General features: G+C 69.1%; 3 protein-coding genes. 1 reads left to right on the top strand and 2 read right to left on the bottom strand.

Annotated elements, in window-relative coordinates:
- Positions 1–187 precede the first annotated feature (187 nt).
- Positions 188–1,768 carry a tyrosinase family protein gene (locus tag AC27IO_RS21170; protein ID WP_284428846.1) on the bottom strand — a complete coding sequence of 527 codons (1,581 nt, stop codon included), beginning with the start codon at positions 1,766–1,768 and terminating at the stop codon, positions 188–190.
- Between the two features lie 317 nt (positions 1,769–2,085).
- Positions 2,086–3,414, bottom strand: a complete 1,329-nt coding sequence (locus tag AC27IO_RS21165; protein WP_317352425.1) for an MFS family transporter — start codon at positions 3,412–3,414, stop codon at positions 2,086–2,088.
- Between the two features lie 357 nt (positions 3,415–3,771).
- Between AC27IO_RS21165 and AC27IO_RS21160 the strand changes: the two genes are divergently transcribed.
- A partial coding sequence (locus AC27IO_RS21160; protein WP_498740610.1) for a tellurite resistance TerB family protein occupies positions 3,772–4,274 on the top strand: 503 nt, incomplete at its 3' end.

Genomic DNA, 4,274 nt, shown 5'->3' with positions numbered 1-4,274 from the left:
AGAGCGAGCGCACGCAGCCCCGGTGCGACGTGGCCTGGGAGCGGGTGTCGCCCGAGCTGGCGGCGCTGGGGCTGGCGCCGCACCCACCTGACGAAGCCGCAGCGGCCTGAAAAAGCGCAGGCCCCGGACCGCTGCGCAGCCAGCGTGCCGCGCGTCGGGCCGGTTCCTGGCCTTCAGGGCCGATTCTTCAAGGCAGCGGCGTGAGCGTGATCCGGCCGTAGTTCAGCTGTGACCGGCGCGGCGTCGCGCCGTTGCTGTCCACCGGCACCAGCGTGACGGTGACGGCCTTGTCCCGCGCGATCAGGCGGGCCGTCTCCTCGTCGATCACGAACGAATAGCGGATACCGGCCTGGTGGTGCGCCGCATGCCCCGCCGTGTTCGCGGGCGTGGTCTTGGCCACGCTGGAGATCATTCCCACGAAGTTGGGCGATTCGGTGGTGGTGCTGGCGTTGGCGTTGGGCAGGTTCACGTACACCTTGGCGCTCACGCTGCGGTCGGGCGGGGTGGTCACGTCGTCGATGTGCAGCAGGTACAGCCGCGACGACTGGTTGGCCGCCAGCGCGGCGAGCGGCTTGCGAAAGCCTTCCGGCAGCGCGGCCTTGTGCGTGACGGGCGCGGTGCCCAGGTTGCGCTTTTGCGGCGCGGCCAGCACCACCAGCGGCTGCGCGGGATGCGCCAGGGCCGCGTTCTCGGCCGGTGCCGGCTGGCTGGCGCCTGCTGTCCGCACGGCGCTGCGCAGGGGCTTCGGGGGCGTGGCCAGGGAGTCGTACACGTAGCCCAGGTTTTCGGAGTTGACGACGTCGCTGACCTTCATGGAAGTCCACACGCCGTTTTCGTCGTAGAAGTTCCAGGCGTGGCCGTTCCAGTCCGCATCCGGCGGGTTGGTGTGCGAGGGGTCGACCGCGACCCAGCTGCTCCACATGCGGTCCACATTGGAATGGTGGGCGAAGAAGACCGGGTCGCGGGCGGCCGTGGAGAGCACGCCCATGTCGGAGCCGTAGTTGGGCGCTTGGCTGCCATCGGTGCCCGTCCACACGTGCACGTGGTTGTGGGGAATGGTCTCCAGCGTGCCGGGGCTGCCGCCGCCGATGGCCGTGTTGACCCCGCCGAACAAGGCGTAGGTGGGCGAGTTCAGCACGATGGACATGGCCTTCGGGCCCACGAAGGCGGCAGGGATCCGGGCCCCCGGCTTCACGTTGGCGGGGTTGCGCAGCGGATCGTACAGGGCGCTGCCGGCGCTGGCGTAGATCTGCGGGAAGGTCTGGGTCGAGGGGCTCTGGGTGCTCCAGTCCCAGTACGGCAGGCGCAGGTCGGGGTCGCCCGAGGCCTTGACCAGGGCGCGCTCCAGGAAGAACAGGTAGGCGCGGTGCCATGGTGGGAACCACCAGCTCGAATGGATTTCCTCGCCCTGCTGGCCGTCGGTGCCGCCGCCGCAGGCCCAGCAGTGCACGTAGCTCTGGCGCAGCCAGCCGGTGGGGCTGTTGGGGTTCTGGGCGGTGATGTCGCGCAGCCCTTGCCAGCCCTTGGTGAGGCTGGCGATCTCGGCGTCGGTCAGGGCGAAGGCGCTCTTGCGTGGCTTGACGGCGATCTTGCCGCCCTGGAAGGGCGTCGCTGGGCCTGGCGGCGGGGGCGGGGCGCAGTTCTGCGGGTTGTCGGCCGGGTTCTGCGCCCAGGCGGCACTGTGCTGCAGGCTCCACAACGAAAAGCCGGCGGTCAGGCTGGCCAGGTGCTGCAGGGCTTGCCTGCGGGAAGTATGGGAATGGCTCATGCCGCGGTCCTCCGAATTGATTTTTTGCCGTGGCGTGGGTCAGGGTCCGTGCCACGGCGATCAATGTACGCGGGGGAGGGCGGGCCGCGAAGGCGCGGGCGAAGGGCTGCAAGGGGTGCTGGCGCGACCCAATGGCAGCGCCAAGTCCTTGTCGGGAATGGATTTTTTGCGCTGCAGCGCACCGGGTGCCGCCGCTGGCGAGGCCACTGGTCGGCACCTTAAAAGTTCTGAATTCGGCGGCCCAGGCACTCGGCGGCAGGGCGCGGGGCGATGCGGGGGGGCGGTGCGGCCCGGCCGACGCGGCCGGGCCGGCCCCGTCAATGGTCGTGGTGCAGATAGCTCGCCTGGCGCGGCAGGCGCAGGCTGACCACGAACGCCAGCACCATCATGCCGGTCACGTACCAGAAGAACACCGTCTCATGGCCGATGGATTTGAGCCCCAGCGCGACGTACTCGGCCGAGCCGCCGAAGATCGCGTTGGCCACCGCGTAGGCCAGGCCGACGCCCAGTGCGCGCACCTCGGGCGGGAACATCTCGGCCTTCACGATGCCGCTGATGGAGGTGTAGAAGCTCACGATGGCCAGGGCCAGCGCGATCAGCACGAAGGCCACGTAGGGGCTGGTCGTGTGCTGCAGCGCCGTGAGGATGGGCACCGTGCACAGCGCGCCCAGCGCGCCGAACAGCAGCATGTTGTTGCGCCGGCCGATGCGGTCCGACAGCGCCCCGAACAGCGGCTGCATGCACATGTACACGAACAGCGCGCACGTCATCACGTAGCTGGTGGTCTTGATGGGCAGGCCCACCGTGTTCACCAGGTATTTCTGCATGTAGGTGGTGAACGTGTAGAAGATCAGCGAGCCGCCGGCCGTGTAGCCCAGCACGGTGAAGAAGGCCGCCTTGTGGTGGCGGAACAGCCCGCCCATGGTGCCGGCCTCCTTGTTCTGCTTGGCGGCGTCGGTCTGCGTCTCGTGCAGGGTGCGGCGCAGCAGCAGCGCGACCACGGCCGATATGGCGCCGATCACGAACGGAATGCGCCAGCCCCAGGCCTTCAGCTCGGCCTCGCTCAGCAGCGTCTCCAGGATCACGATGACCAGCACCGCCAGCAGCTGCCCGCCGATCAGCGTCACGTACTGGAATGAGGAGAAGAAGCCGCGCTGGCCGCGCAGCGCCACCTCGCTCATGTAGGTGGCGGTGGTGCCGTATTCGCCGCCCACCGACAGCCCCTGGAACAGGCGGCACATCAGCAGCAGGAAGGGCGCCCAGGCGCCGATGGCGGCATAGGTGGGCAGGCCGGCGATGACGAGGGAGCCCGCGCACATCATGGTGACCGAGATCAGCATCGAGGTCTTGCGCCCGTACTTGTCCGCGATGCGCCCGAACAGCCACCCGCCGATGGGCCGCATGAGAAAGCCCGCGGCGAACACGCCGGCGGTGTTCAGCAACTGGGCGGTGGGGTCCGATTTGGGGAAGAAGGCCGGCGCGAAGTACAGCGCCGAGAAGGCATACACGTAGAAGTCGAACCATTCGACGAGGTTGCCCGACGAGGCCGCCATGATGGAGAAGACGCGGTGGCGCTTCTCCTCGGCGGTGTAGGCGCGGGGCGCGGGTGCGTCGGCGTCGGCCGCGGTAGGGACGGGTGCAGTCATGGAAGACGGGCCTTTCTGGTCCGCATGCGCGGCATGCAGGGTGTGTTGTTGTGGCAGGCCGCATTGTCGTCGGGACGACGAAGTCCTGGCTGTCAGCCAAATCCGGCATCGCGCGCCACCGGCCTATTGAAAACCGCGCTTTCGCTCCTAGATGCAGCCCGGGGATCGCTCCGCCATTGCGGCGGCTGCGCTTTCCTTCCTCTGCAAAACCAACGCATACAGCGCAGCGGGAACCCGGATCGGCACCGCGCCGGCCCGCCAGCCTGTTGGAGGCCGGCGGCCCGTCCACGCGGCGCCGGCCGACCGCCTCTCCCCTTTGATGCCTTTTCGTTTTTGCCACCCGAGGAATACCGATCCATGCAACCCGAACACACCCGCGCCGTGATGGCCATCAGCCTGATGGCGGCCTTTGCCGACGAACACAAGGACGAGCGCGAGCGCGAACACCTGCGCCAGCTGGCCGAGTCGCTCAGCGCCGGCACCGGCCTGGACCTGATGAAGCTCTACCAGGACGTGCTGCTGCAGCGCGTGCGCATCGAGGACGCGGCCCAGGCGCTGGACACACCGGCGCTGCGCCAGCTGGCCTACGAAATGGCCGTGGGCGTGTGCGATGCCGACGGTGTGTGCAATGCCCAGGAAAAGGCCTTTCTGCAACGCCTGGGCGCAGCCCTGCAGATGGCGCCGGACGAAGCCGCCGCCGTGGTGCGCGAGGCCGATGCACTGGCGGCTGCGCCGCTGCGCGATGCACCTGTTGATTCGCAAGGCGCATCGCAGGGTTGGGCCGAGCCTGCCGCGGTGGCCGTGGCGGGGGCGGGTGCCGCCGCGGCGGTGGCGGCGGGCACCACGGCCGTCTCCGTCCC

Source organism: Acidovorax sp. KNOB132, from assembly GCF_057541515.1.
This window is presented reverse-complemented; position numbering and strand designations above follow the sequence as displayed.

Coding starts and splice junctions, on each gene's coding strand:
- AC27IO_RS21170 (WP_284428846.1), bottom strand. CDS start 1,768: ATGAGCCATTCCCATACTTCCCGCAGGCAAGCCCTGCAGCACCTGGCC.
- AC27IO_RS21165 (WP_317352425.1), bottom strand. CDS start 3,414: ATGACTGCACCCGTCCCTACCGCGGCCGACGCCGACGCACCCGCGCCC.